This window comes from Saprospiraceae bacterium, assembly GCA_016713025.1.
Taxonomy (GTDB): domain Bacteria; phylum Bacteroidota; class Bacteroidia; order Chitinophagales; family Saprospiraceae; genus OLB9.
Map to the genome: position 1 here is coordinate 116,667 of JADJPZ010000002.1, position 20,226 is coordinate 136,892.

Annotated in this window: 14 protein-coding genes and 1 pseudogene; 6 read left to right on the forward strand and 9 right to left on the reverse strand. The window is 35.6% G+C overall.

The features are described from left to right. Window positions 1-12: 12 nt before the first annotated feature. Together IPK35_00685 and IPK35_00690 are read left to right on the forward strand one after the other, a co-directional pair. Entirely contained in the window at window positions 13-588 is a 576-nt protein-coding gene (locus IPK35_00685; protein ID MBK8051814.1) for a hypothetical protein, read from the forward strand. A 406-nt stretch (window positions 589-994) separates the two neighbouring features. Beyond that, window positions 995-1,132 (forward strand): hypothetical protein, encoded by a 138-nt coding sequence (locus tag IPK35_00690; GenBank protein MBK8051815.1) that lies wholly within the window; start codon window positions 995-997, stop codon window positions 1,130-1,132. A 23-nt stretch (window positions 1,133-1,155) separates the two neighbouring features. On the opposite strand, the gene IPK35_00695 is transcribed toward IPK35_00690, so the two are convergent. Then, the gene (locus IPK35_00695; protein ID MBK8051816.1) at window positions 1,156-2,805 is read right to left on the reverse strand and encodes a hypothetical protein; all 1,650 of its coding nucleotides are present in this window, start codon (window positions 2,803-2,805) and stop codon (window positions 1,156-1,158) included. Window positions 2,806-2,942: 137 nt separating this feature from the next. Between IPK35_00695 and IPK35_00700 the strand changes: the two genes are divergently transcribed. Next, window positions 2,943-3,776 carry a mechanosensitive ion channel family protein gene (locus tag IPK35_00700; GenBank protein ID MBK8051817.1) on the forward strand — a complete coding sequence of 278 codons (834 nt, stop codon included), beginning with the start codon at window positions 2,943-2,945 and terminating at the stop codon, window positions 3,774-3,776. A gap of 129 nt (window positions 3,777-3,905) precedes the next feature. Here the strand turns inward: IPK35_00700 and IPK35_00705 are convergent, their stop codons facing one another. The 7 genes and pseudogenes from IPK35_00705 to IPK35_00735 all read right to left on the reverse strand — a co-directional run bounded on the left by IPK35_00705 (window position 3,906) and on the right by IPK35_00735 (window position 12,562). Next, window positions 3,906-5,138 (reverse strand): DUF3999 family protein, encoded by a 1,233-nt coding sequence (locus IPK35_00705; GenBank protein MBK8051818.1) that lies wholly within the window; start codon window positions 5,136-5,138, stop codon window positions 3,906-3,908. Beyond that, the gene (locus IPK35_00710) at window positions 5,122-7,509 is read right to left on the reverse strand and encodes a DUF2339 domain-containing protein (protein ID MBK8051819.1); all 2,388 of its coding nucleotides are present in this window, start codon (window positions 7,507-7,509) and stop codon (window positions 5,122-5,124) included. Before IPK35_00710 ends, IPK35_00705 begins: the two co-directional genes overlap by 17 nt. Window positions 7,510-7,685: 176 nt before the next feature. Beyond that, window positions 7,686-8,420, reverse strand: a complete 735-nt coding sequence (locus IPK35_00715; protein ID MBK8051820.1) for a response regulator transcription factor — start codon at window positions 8,418-8,420, stop codon at window positions 7,686-7,688. A gap of 5 nt (window positions 8,421-8,425) precedes the next feature. Beyond that, window positions 8,426-9,502 carry a sensor histidine kinase gene (locus IPK35_00720; GenBank protein MBK8051821.1) on the reverse strand — a complete coding sequence of 359 codons (1,077 nt, stop codon included), beginning with the start codon at window positions 9,500-9,502 and terminating at the stop codon, window positions 8,426-8,428. 4 nt (window positions 9,503-9,506) lie between these two features. After that, window positions 9,507-9,935 (reverse strand): DUF3995 domain-containing protein, encoded by a 429-nt coding sequence (locus tag IPK35_00725; GenBank protein ID MBK8051822.1) that lies wholly within the window; start codon window positions 9,933-9,935, stop codon window positions 9,507-9,509. Window positions 9,936-9,978: 43 nt separating this feature from the next. Beyond that, window positions 9,979-10,173 carry a hypothetical protein gene (locus IPK35_00730; GenBank protein ID MBK8051823.1) on the reverse strand — a complete coding sequence of 65 codons (195 nt, stop codon included), beginning with the start codon at window positions 10,171-10,173 and terminating at the stop codon, window positions 9,979-9,981. Between the two features lie 10 nt (window positions 10,174-10,183). Beyond that, window positions 10,184-12,562: pseudogene (locus IPK35_00735) on the reverse strand (TonB-dependent receptor). 387 nt (window positions 12,563-12,949) lie between these two features. On the opposite strand from IPK35_00735, the gene IPK35_00740 reads away from it, so the two are divergent. The 3 genes from IPK35_00740 to IPK35_00750 all read left to right on the forward strand — a co-directional run bounded on the left by IPK35_00740 (window position 12,950) and on the right by IPK35_00750 (window position 17,003). Continuing rightward, on the forward strand, window positions 12,950-14,395 hold the full coding sequence (locus tag IPK35_00740; GenBank protein ID MBK8051824.1) for an ATP-binding protein: 1,446 nt from the start codon (window positions 12,950-12,952) through the stop codon (window positions 14,393-14,395). Window positions 14,396-14,819: 424 nt separating this feature from the next. Then, entirely contained in the window at window positions 14,820-15,536 is a 717-nt protein-coding gene (locus IPK35_00745; protein MBK8051825.1) for a hypothetical protein, read from the forward strand. 33 nt (window positions 15,537-15,569) lie between these two features. Next, window positions 15,570-17,003: a hypothetical protein gene (locus IPK35_00750; protein MBK8051826.1), complete on the forward strand. Its 1,434-nt coding sequence runs from the start codon at window positions 15,570-15,572 to the stop codon at window positions 17,001-17,003. Window positions 17,004-17,580: 577 nt separating this feature from the next. Here the strand turns inward: IPK35_00750 and IPK35_00755 are convergent. Next, window positions 17,581-19,887 (reverse strand): gliding motility-associated C-terminal domain-containing protein, encoded by a 2,307-nt coding sequence (locus IPK35_00755; protein ID MBK8051827.1) that lies wholly within the window; start codon window positions 19,885-19,887, stop codon window positions 17,581-17,583. Window positions 19,888-20,226 lie beyond the last annotated feature (339 nt).

A 20,226-nucleotide genomic window follows, 5' to 3' on the forward strand; every position in this document is an offset into this window, starting at 1 on the left:
GCTCTTTGAAATATGAAGAAAATTTATATCTTAATTATTACCATCCATTTTGTATTTGTTTCTGAAAATATTTGTCAAACATACCTATTTAATGGAAATAAGAGTGGGTTTTCAGCCATGGTCGGTGTGTTTAGTGTTAGAAGTTATACAAGACAAAATGCTGCTTTTTTTGGTGCTGAAGCTACAATTAGTGGATACCTTAGCTTCGGGTTTAGCCGAACCTTTTCAAAATATGATTATGATAACGGATTTAATACTTATAGTTTAAATCTTGCACTTTATAAATCTGAAAAAGTTAATAGAGTATGGACGTATCCTCTAGTTGCATCTTATTCAAAAGTAAATAATAAAGATGTATTTTTAGGTGGCGGCGGCGTTGCATTAAAGAATCAAATCTCCCCGAAAACATCCATCACACCGGTTTTTTTAGTTTTATTTCAAAATCAGTCAAGATATTCAGGAAAAAAGTATTCAAGGGTGTTTGGTTTTGAATTAAATGTGGTGCATCAGAAATTAAGGATTGTACCCGGCATTACCCTTGCAAAAAATAATACATCGATAGCTATCAGTGGTGGATTTGTACTTTGAAATCAATATTTTTACTGCTTTAAATCATGGGTGCATTTCATTTTTTCTCCCCTTTGCTCGATTTCTTATCAAGTTTCGTTTGTTCGTCGTAGCTTCCAGCTACGATGCAATATAGACAGGCATCTTGCCCGAATCGCGAAATAATAAAATGGTGATTTTTGCTGATATCGAGCTCAGAGACCGACTGATTCAAAACGGGAAACTCAGTGATGGGTAAATGGGGAAAACAACAGGCTGGATATAGTAATGCACAACTAAAAAGCTTATACCTAAATATCTAAAATGAGATTCGTAGTGAGAGCTTCAAATACAATCCGCCGCGGCGGAAGCACTTTTAGCGACAAATCATACGGTGTGCAGCTATGCTGTAGTCACCACTACAGCATAGCTGCACACCGTATGGTGCATGAGTGAACGGTGCGACAGCAAAATTGAGTGGGAGCTCAATTTAGTGAAGGAACCATCAGCACACCTGACTGCATGGTCATGTTGTTTCATAGGTCAGAATACAGTATTTGGAGGTTGTAATAGATTATCATTTTAGATTTTTAGGTTATAATTCTATCTTCATTTACCACCCATCTTGTAACATTTATATCCTTCACATTCCCACAGTAAAGTTGTACGCACATCTGCTTCTTTGACATCTGACGGAGCCATATATATATCACCACTCCAAGGTGTTTTGGAAGTTTGGAAATGACATTTTTCTTTTGGAAGAATGGAATACCAGTAAAAAGCGTTTTCGTGGAGTGTGATGTTGTAACTGGCATCAATAATATTTTTGTTAACACAAGCTTGATAGCGCTCTGCCGTACTCCGGACATCATAGTAGTACAAAGAGTCTGGCAACATTCTACTGTTACGCATATGTGTACTGAAAAGTATCAATAAAGCTGCTCCGAAAACTACATATTTGAGGTAATTGGCTTGATTTGCCAAATGTGCCAAAAGCATAGATATTCCAATCCATATCAGAAGGCATAAGGGTGCCAGATTTCTGTAAAACGGCAGTTTCATGGTGACAAAGATGATCAAAACTGTTCCGGCAATCATTCCTGCCATATACATCCACCAGCTTCTGATCTTTACATCTTTATGCAGAAAAATAACTGATATCATCAGTGTAATCATCACTATTGAAATAGCTACAGGAGCTGAGATACCAAACCATTCTTTCAAAAGACCATCCATATAAGGAAACCATTCAGTATTCGATGTAAAATCAACAATACCAGTAGATGTAGAAGCAACATATTTATTGGCAAACAGAGATTTCCAACCCGACAACGTCAATGCAGGAAGATAAAATACCCACACCATGAGTAAGGTGACAAGATTCTGACATATAAAATCTATCAAGCGAGACCGTTCATTTCTTTGCAAAAATAAATATGCCATACCTAAACCACACCATATATACAGAAAGGAAGGCATGATAGCCATACCACTTACAATACTGAAACTCCATAGGTAATGTCCGTATTTTCTTTCTGTTCTAAGTCCGGTTATCGCCAGAGCGGCATACGTGATCAACATACTGTAACCTCTTGCCTGCGTAGCAAAACCCAGGACAGGAAATTGGCTGATGACCAAGACAGTAAGTAAGATGTTTATTATATTGTTTTTGGAAACGGAAGACAATATATAGAATGTACACCACCCCGTAATCATTAATGCAATTAATGAAACGATTCTTCCGGACAGCAGGTAATCATCGGTAATCATCCCTGCAAAGGAATTGAGCAAGTTGAATAATATATGGTTATTGGGTAGGGGATAATACGACAAAGAAAGCCAAGGGGACCGGGCAGCAAGGTGGTACGCTGAGAATACTTCGTCGTAGGCATAAGGACAGTGATGACCATACCACAACCAAACACAAAGACAAAAGAAACCAATAGCAATTTGCCACATACTTACTCTAAGATATAATCTCAAGTTGTTGTCATCATCTCTGATTCTCCACAGATAAGCTGTTGTCAAAGTCATCAATATGGAGAGTATAAGAGAGAGTATATTGCCGGATTTTTTCACATCAGGGGTGAAAATTGAGTTTCTCCAGATATCCATTTGATAAAAGTCGTGCAAATTGCTGGAATACCACAATTTGATGTCTTCCATTCCTGACATAAGATAAATCAAAGTATATATCCATACTATTGCAGTAATAATGGAGAGAAACCATCTGAAAGCCTTAAATGGAGAGATTATCATCGACCAAAAGTAGGGAAATTCTTACTATCCTAAAAATTATGTCTCTGTTTGACCAAAAATATTGTTAAAATAAAAGTGACTTTTTCATAAAGATAATGTCAAAAAATCAATCAATCACCAAATCAAAAACTAAAGTTATGTTACTTCAAGCAACAAATGTAGTCACTGCCCCAATCAACCTAATTACCCAAATCACTAACATAGCGATAGAGTATGCACCTAAATTAGCTGGGGCAGTCGTCGTTTATATTATTGGTTCTTTTCTCATCGGATGGATAGGCAAGGCTGTGAACAAAGGTCTGAATGCCAAAAAAGTTGATCCATCGCTTCAGTCATTTTTATATTCAATGGTCAAAGTATTGCTCACCATCTTACTTCTGTTGACCGTGTTTGGTATGTTGGGTGTAAACCTTACTTCATTCGCAGCCATTCTTGCTGGCTTAGCAGTAGGCGTCGGAGCCGCGCTAAACGGGACACTTGGCAACTTTGCCGGCGGTGTAATGATGTTATTATTTAAACCATTCAAGCTTGGAGATCTGATAGAAGCACAAGGACATGTTGGGAATGTCACAGAACAAGGCATTTTCAATACTTTCCTGCTTTCACCTGAAAATAAAACTGTAATTCTGGCAAATGGTGCGCTATCTACAGGAACCATTGTAAACTATACCACACATGGTAACCTCAGAGTAGATATAAATATGGCTATTGATCCCGGAGTAAGCATTGAGAAAGCCAGAAAAGTAGCCATAGATGCCATGTTAGCCCTTCCTGATGTATTACACACTCCTGCTCCTGAAGTAAGCGTCTTAAAAGTAGGTGACGGAATGACAACACTTGCCATCAGACCATATTGTGCTCAAAAAGATTACTGGACTGTATTTTTTGGAGCTCAGGAAGCTGTAAAAAATGCATTTGACGCACATGGTGTTGATGGACCAATTCCTCACAGAGTGATCATAAATAAATAAAATTTCGATCCTTTTACAAATTATTCAATTACTGGAAAATTTTTATTGGGACGTTATCTCAGGATCTATGTTCAATATTGGATTTAGTTTCACCATCAGAAAATAGAAATATCTAAGTCACGAGTAATGTCAGGTTTCCTCCATCATCCTTAAGGTAAGTCCACCTAAAATTAGGATAATAGAAACCATTAAAATCCACAGCCACCATTTACTTTCAAAGAGGGGAGGAGTTGGAGTGGCTTCATTTATCATTATTTTTTCTTCTTCACCCAATTCCAGCTTTTTCACACTATCAGGCGCAGTAAAATGGGTGATATCGTACATCGGTTTTTGTAATCTTTTATCACCATACAGTAAATAATAGGGTATGCTTTTGTCTTCAAATCTACCTAAAAGAGCATAGTCAGGACCCAATACTTGAATAGAATCTATCTTTATGGCTACGTTATCGTGGTTTTGAATGATAAATCTAAGCTGTTTGGCCCATGTATTATTGAATGAAAAACGATTTTCATCAAGTGAACTCAATGTACCGGTCATTACCGACCCGAAATGATATATCCATGACCCCGAAGCAAGTTTTGAACTATCTCTGAGTACTTTCAACTCAAATGGTCTGTAGAATTCTACCTTCTTGTCAGAATATATGGCTACTTCAGAGACAGGCACATAAGCTGATAAATTGATATCAACTGTGGTGGTTTTATCTTTTTTACTTTCAGTAATTTCAAATTTACTTGACCTATATGATGGCGGAGTTTCTGATTTTTCAGCGGCCAAAACTTTTGCATGATTCAAGGTCGGTTTTCCTTTGGATTTGATAAAAAATCGATAGTACTTATACTTTGATGGAGGAAAAACCACTTTACCAAATTGATAATCGGTCATATTATTTTTGATAGAAAGAATCCTGTAATCATCTACCACAGTAAACCATTCGTTCAGGTCCTGACTACCTTCAAGTTTAATTTTCCAATCATAATTTTGTTCCACAAAAGACAATATGATCTCGTTGATGAGCACTTGTTGAGCCAATTCAAAAGTAAAATAAAATCCATCTGACTTAGTTGCACTATTGATAAGATTAAAAGTTAGCTCTTTGGTCACGACCTTACTGTCCGGAAATTGCCAAACGTATGGTACCTCCAAAGTATCTCCATTTGCCGGTAAGCCATATATCCTTACATCAGACAAATTCTCAGAAATCCTGGCGTACATATCAAGTGGTAAGACAATTTTGTGCCATCGATCATTCACACCATTTAAAGGTCTCTTATAATAGTATTCTTGGATCTGACCATATGAAAATGGGCAAAAAAACAAAACAAAAAACAAGACTATACACTTATTTTTCTTCCACATCTGTGAGGTTATTGTATTTGTTGTACAGGAACGAAATAATGAGTAAGAGAATTCCAAGAGAAATAAAAATGATCGTTTTGGCAATGGTCCCAAGATGCGAAATATCGTAGAAAAACAGTTTAAGGAGAGTGATTGCAAAAAGTACAATGGCAAAAATACGAATATGTTTCTTTCCTTTCCACAAGCCAAAAATGATATACAATAATGCTAAGGTGCCCCACAAAATACTCATGCCAAGCTTAAATGAATCTGTGGCATAATTCAGATCCATCCACGTCAAAAGTTCATTGCTAAGAATGATACAAACAAAAATTGCTATAAACAATTCCAACATCACCCATATTCTTCTGGTGGTCTCCATAAATGAAGATTTGGCATGCAAAAACAAGCTATAAAATGCAAAACCTGATAATATAATCCCAAGATATTTTATACCCAGATGCCAAATTCCCCTTTCATAATACTCTGCCGTGTAGTTGCCTAAATAACTTGTTCTTAAAGCACCGGTATTAAACAATCCTACGGTCAAAAACGACAACAAGACCCAAACTACCGCTAAAGACAATATCATTCCGACTACTCTGTTTCGTACAAACTTTTTATTGACCCACAACAAAACAGCAGTATAGATCAAAGAAAAATATAACGACCAAAGACTTCCAAAAGTAAGCAAATCATAATTATAGACAGGATAACTATTGTTAGGATCGGTTTTGTTTTGCTCCACAGATGCTTCGTAAGCTCGCTGCCAGTAAGTGTCTATTTCGATTTGAGCAGTAGCAAAAACCAACATCACTAGTGTAAGACTCAGAAATATAGTCAGCACTTGATCCCAGGATTTGATGCCGAGTAAAGGCTCAGTGATTTTATGCTTCCGGTGAATAAAAAATATAAACACAAATGACAGAATAACCAATAATGCTGTCAGGAAATAAATATTAAATACAGGCATTAAGTTAGTCGTCTCATCACCTTGAAGTTGATATTTGGACCAATCTTCACCAAGGCTTCCCACTGCTAAAATCATCAATGGATATGACATATACTCGTAGGCGGCTATATTTTTTGTTCTACCTATCCAAAACAATAGTGTCGCTTCAAAGGCCCAAATCAGAGTGACCCAATGCCCATCCAACTGTACAGGAATAGCCAAGGTAATAAAGACCAACACCAAACCAGCTACAAAATAAAATAGTCCGCTATCAGCAAGTTTCATCCTGTAGACCAACATCGTCACAACAAAATGAATCAACCCGTTTCCTAATGTAAATAAACCAAGCAGCTGATTAAATTGGGCATCTGCATTGAGCAGCGAATAGCCCAGTCCATAAAAAATAAAAGAATTGGTAAATAATAGTAGAATATCAAATACATCAAATCGTTCTTTTCTAACCAATTTGTAAGCCAAAAATACCACATAAAAAATAACGAAAAAGATGATCAAAAACAAAAACGCCAGGCCAAAATGTTGTGCATGAAGATAATTGAAATTGTACCAACTGGCAAAAATGATCCATGTAAGCGCAAAAGAAACGTAGTACAGTACTTTCCAGTATTTTTTGAATGCCAAAATTAGAATTCCTAGATTAATGATGGACATATAAGTGAATAAAATCAGGACTTTGCCCGATCCTTCACTTAATAAAAACGGAACAGCATACGCACCTACTAAGCCAATATGGGCAACTACTTGTTTGTCATAATGTATGGCTGCGACGACCGTAAAAACAGTAAACAACAACATCAAGCCAAATGCAACTTCCATAGAAAACAGACCATAAAAACTGTAAGCAGCATATGTAATAAAATACATGATAGCTATCGCACCACTTACAAGTACTGCACTGAAGTTGCGATAATTTTGTTTTAACTTCATTCCAACACCCAGCAAAGCTACTCCCATCAAATATCCAAGGATGATCCGTGTCAATGGATTGATGAGATTATTGTCAATCGAATATTTGGCACCAATCGCTACACCTATGATGGTAATCGCTATTCCCAATTTATTGATCAGGTTCTCTCCAATGAGTTTTTCAAAATTTACTCCTAATTTCGCATCAGGTTGAACTTTGATTTTCTGTGTTGTTTGGGTTATCTCAATGGGCTGATTGATTGGTTCCAAGTCGTTTGATCCAGTATTAACCAATGGTGGATCAGTTTCTTGTTTAGATACATCAGGTTGCTGTGTCTGCGAAATTTCCGGCACAAGTTCTTCATTATACTCCTTAACACCATCAGGCGTTGACATTTTGATGCGAATGATTTCTTTACGAATAGTATCGATCTCAGCTGAAAAACTCTCTTGTCGCTTAATGATGGATTCCAGTCGATCGAGCAGGATATCTAATTTATCATTTTGGTTTTCCATATATATGTGTGATACCACAAATATGGTATAAATTTTTGATTTTGAGAAATAATACTAAGTTTATCGGTAGAAGGAAACAGAAAGTATGATACTATGAACGCCAAGTTGAGAAAAAGCATACATAATAAACTAAGCTCATAAAGAACAAGAAAGAATAAGTTCATATACACTTTCCATCACCCTTCCAGCCAATCCTTAAAATCTTTAACCCTCTCTCTGGATACGATGACGGTATCTTTAAAATCTGGCAGTAGTTTCAATGTATATCTGGAATTGAAGTAAGTTTCGATCTTTTCGATCGAAGGTTGGTGTACGATCATAGATCTATTGATGCGAAAAAAGTCTTTGGGGTCGAGTAGTTTGAAGACAGTATCTAATGTCTCATCCATGAGGTATTTTTTGCCATGATCGCAGACTATGTGAGTATATCCTTCATCGGAGTAGAAGTAAGCTATTTCTCCTTTGCGGATGACCCGAAGGTGAGTACCAGATTTGACCAGAAAGCGCTCTTTGTATGTAAATGACTTCTCAGTTGGAGGAGCAAGTTCATTGGTTTTATATATGTGCACATATTTTTCCATAGCGGCATACAATTCGTCAGCATCTACAGGCTTAAGCAGATAATCGATGCTTTGGTGTTTGAATGCTTTGAGTGTATACTCATCATAAGCTGTGGTAAATATGATGGGGATATTGATATCAGCTTTCTCCAGGATTTCGAGGCTCGTGCCATCCCCGAGTCTGATATCCATCAGTATCAGGTCGATGTCGCGTCGTTTATCCAGCAGTTTGATACCCTCGGCGACGCTGGCACAATGCAATATTACTTCTGACGTATAAGGTGCTTCGGAAAGCAATCTTTCTATCCTTCGAGCTGCGGGGCTTTCATCTTCTACAATACAAATTCGGATAGGTGTCATGATGTTTGACCATTATGGTTATTGTAATCCAAAACTGGCAAGCACACTTGAAAGATGCTTCCATCATTACATATTATAACTTCGGCATCTGTAAAGAAAGCATACCTATTGCGTATATTTTCCAGCCCTACAGACGTTGATTCATCTTTATCGACAATCGGACTGATGTTGTTTTCAATGCAAAGATAATGAGTGGATGGGTCCGAATACAATTTCACATGCAATGGATTTTCTTTTGTAGTCATGTTATGTTTGACACAATTTTCAAATGTAATCTGCAGGCTAAATGGCAATATGTATTTATGTATCAGACCTGGGTCTATCTGTTCTTCGTATACAAGCGTATCTCCAAATCTTTCTTTGAGTAAGTGAATATAGGCTCGTAAATAAGCCAATTCACTCTCAATGGTGACCAAACCTCCTTCTTTTTGTTCAAGGATGTGACGATATACTTTGGATAGTTTAGTGACAAATTTATCAGCTCTATTTGGGTCTTCTTGGATCAATGACGATAAAGTATTCAAACTATTGAATAAAAAATGTGGGTTGATCTGACTTTGAAGACTCGACAGTTTAGTTTGAATATTTTCAGCCACGAGTTTTTGTTTTTCTACCATACTTTTACCTAAAAGCTGTGCTAAGAAAAAACTTTCATATACTACAAAAATTAAAAATGTAAAAACAATACTCGTTATGATTTTGATAGCGGGATTGGGAGTCAGTTCATCTTCCAATTTATATTGAAAAACAAAACTTAGTATCAACATTCCTACAAAATCAATGATGAAATATCCTATGAAAATACAAATAACGGAAATCATCTGACGCTTGCGGATGTCTTCAAATCCGGGATATTTTCTCACCAATAAATAGTAAGCTCCCCTAAATACTAACCAAAAAATGGTGGTAAAATAAACGGAAACAGGGAAACACTCACTAAATACCACAAATTGACCATCTTTTAGCAAATGACCAAAAAGTAAAGTATTGATCAATAAAGCCGTCACTGGTACACCGAACAGCAGTATCCATCTATCATCAAAACCAATTATGTCTTTACGTGACTTTAACATAATTTTAGTTACTAAGTGCTAAGATTAACGCTGATATACCTATGACCAAACATAGTGGAGTGTAAATTTTTGTGTCTTTGATGCCAAAGGTCGTATGCCTTACTTTTTTGAACAAGCCAACATAATTAAACTCGCCAATGGCACGTACAAGAAAGATACCTGCTATTGCCCATAATCCATATTTACTGATGATTTCATGGAAAAATGGTAATCGGAAATGAAATATTTTCAGGGATGCTATAAAAGCAAAAAATAATAAGCCAAAGGCTACTATCAAGGTCGGGATAATACCTGGCATAGGAAATTCAGTTTTGTCTTCCTTAGTCGGAAAAACTCCATCGCTTGCCCATCTTCCTCCGAAAGCCCAATAAATGTGCAGACCTGAGAGAAATGTAAATATGATTATTAAAATTAAAGCTGGTAATGTGGTCATATTTGTTTTTCTAAGAATTTTACTTAAAAATCATCATAAAAAGTCACTGAAGCGATCCATTCTCCCATCTCCTTGTTCCCATCTCCTTGTTCCTTTCTTCCTTTCTCCCTTTCTCCCATCTCCTTGTTCCATTCTCCTTGTTCCGTTCTCCATTCTCCTTGTTCCGTTCTCCATTCTCCTTGTTCCGTTCTCCATTCTCCTTGTTCCGTTCTCCATTCTCCTTGTTCCGTTCTCCCATCTCCAAGTATTTAAAACTGAACCCTCCACAGTATATCAGGAAAGAATCCTATCTGGTACAAGGTATCTACTTTATTGTTCACTCTATTGTATCTCTTCGAAAATATATTTTGCTGGTTTGTTACATTTTGGAAATCCAAAAAGAACTGTTGGCTTACCTTTTTGCCATTCATACGGACACCGATCTTCGCGTCTAATCTAAAATAATTAGTCAATTTATTGCTGAATGCCTTATCGTTTTCCAGGATTTCAAAACCAAGTTTTCTAGACGCTTCGAGATTTACAGGTGTGATAAATCTACCGCCCGCAAAGGTACATTTAAAATCAGTGGTCAACACCATCTTTTTACCAGCTTTCCACTCTTTACCGCCCAATACATTGAAAACATATTCATTATTGAAGGCTGTATTTCTTTCTATACCATCACTTCCTTTGTACTTACTCTGAAAGACTGAACCTGTAAATAATCCATAATATGATTTGCTAAAAAATTTCTCTACTGTCCATTCAAAACCATAATTGCGCCCTGTTCCGTCATTGGTAAGGTTTCCAATAGTAGGAAAAACAAAATCAGCCCCGGCATTCAGAATAGAAAAAGAAGAAGGTGATTTTTCAATAGGAACATTAAATAGATGCTGATAGTAAGTTTCCAATTTCACTCTCCAATCATTGGCTGGTTTGTAGTCGATTCCTGTGACAAAATGGTGAGATCTAGTAAATCCCAGATCCTCATTTGAAGCTAAAAACTGACCGTTATTATTTGGTGTCAATAAGAAGAATACTGGCAATGGTTGAATTTGAGAATGTCAGCCGTATCCAGCATTGAATGATGTTTTATCTGTGATAGCATACGTGTAACCTATTCTTGGCTCGATAGCTGCCTTAGTCTTGAAAGTCTGTATCTGACCATGAAGTCCTGCTATCCAGGTTGATTTTTCACTCGATTTATATTTAAACGATGCATAAGGCTCTATGGTCATGATACGACCGTCAATATCTCTGGACGGGAGTAAATCAGGACGGCCATCTTTATCCAAATCAGGATTGTTGTCACGACTATCTACTGTAGAGATGAGTGAGCGATTGTCAATGGTCAATCCTATACGACTACTGAGTTTTGCAGTGTATTTACTATTGAGTAATGTGTGAAGATTGATACGATTCATGTCATCATTTACATCAGTGTAGGTATAACTTTCCTGATATGTTGTATCAGTAAAACGCTTTTCATCAAAGCTGTTTTTAGATTTTGAAAATGAAATTGTTGACCTGATGAAATGTTTGTCATTTACATTGTAGGTGTGTTTGATTCCTGCAACTGCAAATTGAGATTGAGCTCTCGAGTCTGCATCCTTTGCTGCAAAAAAGTCTTCATCTTCCAGCTCTTTACCTATAAAGTTGACATCACTCAGTCCACCGATGCCAAATATACGAAAATTACCCCATTTTGAATTTCCTAAATCAATATTGAAAGTGAGGTCCTGGTATTTTGGCGTCGCGTTGGTTCCAAATTTCAGACCAAATGCATCAGCTAGTTGAACAAAACTATACCTATAGCTAACTAAGTAAGATTTATTACCTGATTTGCCTAAAGGACCTTCGACCATAGCTTCTAGTCCACTAAATGCCGCCAATTGGAAAGTATACTCTCTTTTGTCCTTGTTTCCTGACCTGAAACCTACATCAAAAACACCAGAGACTGCATTGCCATATTCTGCGGGAAAAGCAGAAGTCAGGAAATCGGAATTTTTGAGTAAATTGGTATTAAGTGCACTGACTGGACCGCCTGTAGTACCTAAGGTAGAAAAGTGATTTGGATTAGGTATCGGTACACCTTCGAGTCTCCAGAGAATGCCCGCTGGGCTATTACCACGTACTACTATATCATTTCGCGAATCATTCGCTGTAGCTACACCTGCAAAATTGGATACCAATCTACTGGCATCATTTCTGCCACCGCTGTATCGAGTTACTTCTTCGAGCGAGAATGTCCGCGCACTGATATTTGCCATTTCGTTGATGGGTTTGTCCTTATCTGTTTTAGCGGATATCACAACTTCATCCAGAGCATTGATGCTTTCTTCCATTGTGACTTCCATTATCATCTCTTTACCAGAAGTAACAAGAATATTTGGAATGGTTACGGTTTCATAACCGATATAACTAACCCTGAGGTTATACCTGCCAGGTGCTAAGTTATCAATTGTAAACTTCCCATTTTCGTCTGTGACTGAACCTTGAGTCGTAACATTATTTTCTAAGACCTCCACTGCTGCCCCAATGAGTGAGATTTCAGTAACGCGGTCTTTGACAGTACCTTTTATGGTAGAATTTTGAGCTGAGAGTAGTTGAAAGAATGTAAAAAATAGGATGATAAATGATGATCTCATAATAAATATTTTAATTTAGGTCAAAGGTAAGAGTTCGATATTGGTCTTGAGTACGCTTTTCTATGAACCGTCGAAAAAGGCCTGTGAATTGTAAATGATTGCCATCAAAAGCGTTTGTAAATAACGAAAAAGACTGAATCTGATATCGATTTACACTTATATCAAAGATATATTAGTCGCTGAAAGTGGTTGGTAATACATAGATTCAGCGAATAATAAGTATAATAATAGTCGCTGAATGTACTTGTAAATATATAGATTCAGCGAGTAATAAGTATTTTATTAGTCGCTGAATGTGGTTGATAAATTATAGATTCAGCGAGTAATATTTGTATAGTTGGTGTGAATATTGTATCTTTGCAGCATGATATTTTAACAAGTATTTATATGAATGACATGATAGGTAGAGATGGAGAATTATCCATAGTTGACGATATTTATGAGTCTCAAAAGTCTGAATTACTGTTAGTTATAGGCCGAAGAAGGGTTGGCAAAACTTTTTTTATTGAGCATGCTTTTAGTGAAGGTATGGCCTTTCATTTCACAGGCACAAAAGATGCAGAAGTCGAAAATCAAATTGAAAAATTTGGACAACAAATCGAAAAATATTTTGATAAAAATGTACTTGAAATTAATATTAAAAATTGGGCCGAATCACTCAATTTATTGAGCAAATCTATCTCTGGTTTGAGGAAGTCAAAAAAGAAACGTGTCATCTTCTTTGATGAGTTCCCATGGATTGATACACACAAATCAAATTTCCTGAACGAGTTTACCTATTGGTGGAATAATTGGGCTTCAAAACAAAATATTATTGTTGTAGTTGCTGGATCTGCTACATCTTATTTGATAGATAGTTTTGAAAAAGATACAGGAGGCTTACACAATAGGGTGACCAAACGCATAGAGATCAAGCCATTTTCTTTGTATGAAACTAAATTGTTTCTCACCAAAAATAATATAACTTTGGATCATTATCACTTGGTACAGCTTTATATGGTCATGGGTGGTATTCCCTATTATCTAAGGGAAGTGAAACGTGGAGAATCTGCCACACAAGCTATCAATCGATTATGCTTTGAAAACAAAGGATTGCTCAAAAATGAGTTTGATTTTTTGTATAAAGCACTGTTTAAACATGCTGAAAATCACATTAGTGTAGTCAAAGCATTAGCTTCAAAGCATAAGGGGCTGACTCGTCAGGAAATAGTAAGGCTGACAGGTTTGAGTGATGGTGGTGGCTTATCGAAAGTACTCAATGAGTTAGTCGCTTGCTCGTTTGTGCTTAGGCTTTCTTCCTTAGACAAAAAATCAAAAGAGATCATTTACAAACTAGTAGATGAATACACCCTGTTTTATTTCAACTTTATCGAAGGACATAAAAAAGTCTCGGGAGATGCATGGCTCAAGTTTGCAAATATGCCACATTTTACGGTTTGGCAAGGCTATGCATTTGAGAATATTTGTTTTCGTCATATGGATGCCATCAAATCAGCACTTGGTATATCAGGAATGTACACTGAAAATGTCTCTTACTACCACAAAAAGAACAAAGAATCAGTTGGCTTTCAGATTGATATGATCATCGATCGGGCAGACAATGTGATGAATATCTGTGAGATGAAATTTTATAACAAAGAAGTGACAATAGATAGGCAGACCGCCGATAAGCTCAGACTTCGTAGAGCTAACTTCAAGGAGTTATCCAAAACACGCAAACTTCTGCTCAATACCCTCATCACTACATATGGAGTAGAAACCAATGAGCATAGCCTTGCTCAGATAGATAGTATCGTTACGATGGATCAGTTTTTTAGTCAGACCCGATTTTAGCAGTTTCTATTTTCGATCCAAGCCAGCTTGATATATTAGTCGAATTTTATTTTCAACTTCTAGCTTGCTTGCATCTTTTTTAACATATAGTGTCGAAACTTTCACCGGATTGATACCACAAAACTGGAGTGTGGACTTGCGCAATGCGTTGATTATTTTATTGCCAGAACCATAATCTCTTGATTTACAACTAAGAAAAATTTTAAACATACTCTAAAAAAGCCTTTTTTTTTGTTGTGATTGGCGAGGCAGGGTTCAATCATTGGATATTGACCCTGCAACTGGGGAAATATTCACCTTATTGTAATTTCCAATAATTATAAGTGCAGTAAAGTATGTCAGCCATTATTACATCTCTTTTGAACCAACAAGCCAATAATTTGGTTGTGATTGGAATAAAAAGTAACAAATAAAACCCTTCAAAATGATTGATAAAAATCTGAAATCTTCGATTATAAATTGCCTCAATGAGATTAAGGGTGGCGGAACATTTTGTACTGATGGGGTTAAAAATTTTGTATTTCCTCAATTAAGCATTCTTGGTTTAGGTGAGTTGGCATATCCTATCAATGAACTCCAGGCACGTGCACTCATCAATGTGGCACACAAAGCTCCTTATGGCAAAGGTCATGACACGATATTGGATCCAAATGTTCGTAGTGCTTGGGAAATCGATGCTTCGCAATTAAAATTTGAAGGGAAGGATTGGCCCAAATTAATGGACAGTATCCTCAAAAATGTCCAAAATAACTTGGGTATAGAAGACTATACTGTCGAAGCTCAGATATACAAGCTTCTGATTTATGAAAAAGGTGATTTTTTCCTTACCCATAAGGATAGCGAAAAAGAAAAAGGTATGTTCGGAACCTTGATAGTTGCTTTACCTTCCACTCACAAAGGAGCAGAATTATTGGTGAGATTTGAAGGAGTAGAAAAGTCCATTGATTTCTCCCACTATTCCAGTCAAGGTAAGATTGTATTTGGTGCCTTTTATGCAGACTGTGATCACGAAGTAAAACCACTTCTGGAAGGATTCAGAGTTGTTTTGGTGTATAATTTGATTCAAAAATCATCAGGCAAAGTGATTGCTATCCAATCATATAAAAAACACGTAGAATGTTTGAAAGCTTGTTTGACATAAGCAGAGTCACAAATTTCTGATTCCTATCGCCCGATGGTTGTACTTTTAAACCATCAATATACACCGGAAAATTTTATACAGGAACAACTCAAATTAAATGACCGGGCAAAAGCGATCGCATTGTTGCAAGCGGCAAAAGAAGTAGGACTAAATGCTAATCTTTGTTTGGTTACTGCCACTAAAGAAGGTTCGCCTTTAGAGTATGATGATGATTGTGAAATCATAGATGAGATATTTGATGAAAGTATCAGTATAGAAAAATGGGCAGAAGAAAACTATCCTGAGCTGGGAGATTTTCATCTGGATGATGATCACATCATAGCTTCATTCGATATGGACAATGATGAGCCATATGAAGTGGAAAACTCGGGCTATATGGGCAATTATGGGCCTGATATCACCTATTGGTATCACTATGGAGCGGTAGCAGTTTGGACAGAAGCACAACATAAAAGGATTCTTTTGGGTGCATCAGATAGCATTAGAATCAACTGGTTGGATTATTACAATACCAATAGAGATAAGTTGGACAGTAAAGAATTGGAGATGGCCAGATATTTGGTACAAATCTTAAGTGGGCAGGAACAAGATAAGGATAAATTTGATTTCGATCCAGTCATCGATTGGTTGATTTTAGAAAATGACAAAGCGCAATTAGAGGATTTGGGTTATAATTTATTAGAGCGATATTTATTCAAAATAAAAGCTGAAAAATGGCTTGAATTAGGGCAACATTACGGTGTCGAATCCATCAATGAGCTATTTAACAACCATATTAAATTATGGAATCAAAAACGTGTAAAACAACTAATAGCTATACTACACGAATTTTCTGAAAAACGCCGATTTGATGAATTTGTAGGCATTCAAATGGCACTTCTTCCATCCTATTACTTCAAAATGATGGCAGAACTAAGAGTTAATGAATTTCCGATTGATGCAAAAACGCTAACAAAACTCGCAGAGTTGGAAAACACTTGGCCACAAACTGAAATTTGGATATCATCAATGTTTGGTTTGCTGACCCGATGTGAAAGTTACGAGTATCTGGAAGAAGTTTGGGCAAAGACAATGTTGGATATAAAAACTATCATGCCTCTTATCCTAAAAATACTGAACGAAACCATCACACGATATAGCATCAGAATAAACAACAAACCCGAACCTCCCAAGGACTGGACAAGACCCATTCCTCAGGATACTAGATTTAAAAATAACTGGGCCATATTAGAACCATTCATGCAGTCTCCGACTACACAGGTATTTGAGTATAGGAAAGTACAAAAGGAAAGAGACGATATGGAGTATACAATCAGAAACTCCAATGCTGATCTCAAAACCCAAACCATAAAAAAGGGCTCACCACACACATTGCTCATCACTAAAACACAAGACCATTATCTCCGTCAAATGAAAATCTGGAATCATGACTGTATGATATTGGAGAAATTGGAGAAAAAGAAGTAATGTAGAGTGGTACGGAGACTTGTCAGTATCTCCCATTCGCAGTTGCATCAATTTCACTAGTGCGTAACAAATGGCAACTTCTCCATCTTGCTCACTTCGAGACTCACGAAGCCTAAGTCATCGACTACCTTGCCTAGTACGATGTAGCAACCTTTACCCTGAAATGCGTAGGCTTTGAGGCTCGGCGGGAAGTGTACGGTGTCAAAGAAGTGGCCATCGACGTCGGTCATCGTACCGAAAACTAAAAAGATCCTAAAACTAAGGAAGCAAATGATAATATTGCATATATGAAAATGGGTTTACCAATATTTTAGTTTGATCAAATTTTTGGCAGAAATTTTATTTATTATCGAGACTGTAAGAATTATTAAAGATGAAGAATATATGCCAGTGCCAATCACATCTTTTTAACATAAATCTCAATACAATTGTAAAAATGGATCAAGAAGAAACGGACTTAAAATATATGCAAGAACAATTTTTTGAGATACCGTAAAACTATTTCAGTATAAAAAAAGAATTATTGCCGCTGATAACTTGAGCAGTTGTTTTTGTTTTCCAGCTGAAGGATTAATCTTTATTTCACGACTGTAATATCTCCTTTAATTATTTTTATATTTTCATTTTTAACTTTGTATCTTATCAAGGATGTGTAGACTCCCATTTCTACGGATCTGTTATTGAAATAGCCATTCCATGGTATAAGTGAATCAGTAGAATAAAAAACCCTATTACCATATCTATCGAAGATCATTATTTGATAAAATTCTAATAAGTTTACATCAAAGTTAAAAGTAGGAGCAAATGAGCTGTTTTGCTGAGAGCTCAGTTTTATAATGTTTGGAAAAAATATTTTGTTCTCACGATAGACAATAATTGTATCATAAATTGTGCAATTATCAATAGTGAAGGAGGCCCAATAGACACCAGGCTTGTCTATTTTTATTTCTGGTCCAATTGTATTGTCGAACCAGGAAGTAGCATCATATTTGCTCTTAATAAATATCTGATTCGAAGTTAATGTAATATCTTCACCAAGAAAATGATCTTCTAATACAGATAAAGACAATTCAATTATACTGTCACAATCATTAAAATTTGGCTTAATGTACGAATAAATGCCAGTGTCAAATAAAACTTTATTGTAAAAAATTACTGAATCTCCATTGCAAATAGTGTCAGAAATTCTAAGTGAATAAACATCGTTGACGTTTAAATAAATTATATAGGTACTATCACACCCGTTACTATCTTTATAAATATTTTGATATGTACCCGTAACATTATACCCTAAATATTTTTCTCCTTTACAAATTTCAACACTGTCTTTATATAAATTTAATGGTAAAATAGTTAAATTTATAAATCGCTTTTGTATACATCCGTTTTTAGTTTGAATTGTATCTACATATATTCCTGATGATTTATATTTTTCAAATGTTTGACCATTGCATAACTTGAGATTTAAGATTTGTTCTTCTTTAGGATGAACCACAAGTTTAATAATTCTGGTACTGTCACAGTTTAAGTTTGTTTTAAATGTATCTAAATAAATTCCCGGGATTGAATACCCTTCATATAGCTCATCTTCGCAGATTGAAACATGTATAGTATCAGAAATGATTGGCTTTGCTATTACATTGTATTTCTTTTCAACTGATTGTATAGAATTACACAAAAATGTGGTCAATTTTACTGTAATTGAGTCACTATGATTTAAATGATAATCGAACTCTTTTTTATCTGAGTAAAAAACTCCATTAATTTTCCATTTTAAAGAATCATATCTGGAGAATAAAGTTGTTTGAAATTTTAAATGGCCATTACCACATAAATCAATCTTTTCAAAATCAACCTCTCTGCTCTCGTTGGTGACAGATATTGGCAAAAATATATTTTGCTCAGCACCAGTCTCAAAACTCAAATGTGAGTAGTCGCAGTCAATTCCTTTTATATTTGGGTTGTTGATAACACTAAGGACTCTATGACCAAAACCTCCTCCAAATGAAAAATATATTTTACCATTTGGGGCCAGCATCATCTCACGATGACCAAATTGTTCTGCAAATCCGATAATAGTCTTAGATGAAATTATTGAAGAAGAATTGTAATTCCTTAAATCATATTGATATATGCTATGAGGAAGATTCGTTAATCCAAAGGTATATAAAAATCTACTGTTTGGTGAAAATTCTAAAGCTATATAACCATTCTGAATTATACTCTCATCCGGAATATAGATTTGATTTGACAAACTTCCTGATTCGATATTAAAATCATATAAGAACACTCCTCCAGAATAATTACAATATGCCAACTTTGTACCATCCGGCGAAAATTTCATCTGCCCAAAGAATGAAGAACTGATAGCATTAGTATTATTTATTTGCATTACAGCATTTAAATTTACGCCATTTAAACCCACTTTATATATTTTTATTTGCTTCTCCACATTGCTTACAATTGCAAGCCAGTCATAGTCTGTACATTGGGGATGGATGGCACAAATTTGCTGAGTAGTATTATTTTCTATTTTTATAAATGGCTCTATTACTTCGCCATCTATTCCGTTTTTAGACATAGAAATTTTTCCAAAATATAAACCGGAATTGGATTGTCCATTATAAGGATTAGTTATAAATACATTATAAAGTGTATCAAATTCGTTATTTTGGAGAATTATTGCTTTGGAAGTAAATGGAACGTCAGTTGTATCAACTAAGTTTTTGCCATTTGTAAGATATTCACCATTTTTATTCCAGGCATGAGCACCATTAACATAAAACAATAGTTGACCATCTTTATTACTCATTGATGAAGATCCTCTGAAATAAGTTTTGTAATCTTTTATGGTGATTGCAACATCAGGATTATTGAAATTCAACTTGTAGTTTGGAAATATCCAGTTATTGAGTTCCTTTTGATAACTTAACTGTATACAATAAATTAGAAATAATATTAATGGTAAAACAGAAGTAATTATTTTGGATTTAAAATATCTATTGTAAAAATTCATTATTTATATAATAAAACTCGAATGTAAAATTAGTTAATTTATTGATTATATTACAAATTATCCATAAAATTATCTCTATTTATTACTTCCTTTAATACAATTGGATGCTACGGAAAATTTAAAGGAAAGTTTAGCTTTTTTTGTAGTGCTTCACTTTATTTCATACGCATCTAGTTTCCATTATTCTCACTATTGTAGTCTAATTAT